Origin of the sequence: Shewanella saliphila (assembly GCF_014648295.1) — a bacterium.
Taxonomy (GTDB): domain Bacteria; phylum Pseudomonadota; class Gammaproteobacteria; order Enterobacterales; family Shewanellaceae; genus Shewanella; species Shewanella saliphila.
The window spans coordinates 1-676 of sequence record NZ_BMQV01000112.1 but is presented as its reverse complement, the minus strand read 5'-3'; the positions used below and the strand labels follow the sequence as shown (position 1 = coordinate 676).

The 676-nt window shown below is 42.2% G+C and carries 1 protein-coding gene; it reads left to right on the top strand.

The window, feature by feature from the left end; translation table 11 throughout:
• Window positions 1-85: 85 nt before the first annotated feature.
• Window positions 86-676, top strand: a 591-nt coding sequence (locus IEY48_RS20320) for an IS110 family RNA-guided transposase (protein ID WP_188923347.1), incomplete at its 3' end; no start/stop codon positions are given.

The following is a 676-nucleotide window of genomic DNA, read 5'->3' as shown; positions in this document are numbered from 1 at the left end:
TGGGTGATGAGATGGACGCTCCCTAATACGGCGTCAATGCGCCAAACTGATGTTGAACCATACAGTTACTTAAGGAGCGTCCACCATGAAAGTTACCACTATTGCGATTGATTTGGCAAAAAATGTTTTCCAAGTTTTAGGAATGGATAGCCATGCAAAGCAAGTCTTCAATAAACGTTTCAATCGCACTCAGCTGATTGAGTTTATGTTGCAACAACCCCATTGCGATGTGGTCTTTGAGGCTTGTTATTCATCCCATTACTGGGGACGAAAATGTCTTGCTATGGGGCATAACGTTAAGCTCATTCCAGCACAACATGTCACCCCGTTCGTGCGAGGCAGTAAAAATGACAACAATGACACAATGGCGATTTTTGAAGCCAGCTTTAGGCCAAACATTCGTTTTGTGCCAGTGAAAACCGAAGAGCAGCAAGAAATATTGATGTTACACCGAGTCAGAGAACGTTTAGTGAAGGAGAAAACTGCCTGCACTAATCAAATTCGGGGTGTATTAGTCGATTTTGGGATTTGCTTTGCCCAAGGCTATAATGCATTTGAAGTGGCTATGTGGGACATCATTAACGATGCGTCACAACGTCCGATTATTAAACTGATGGCTAATGACTTCTGGGACGAATATCAAAGTGTTAATACACGTTTAAACAGAATTAATACC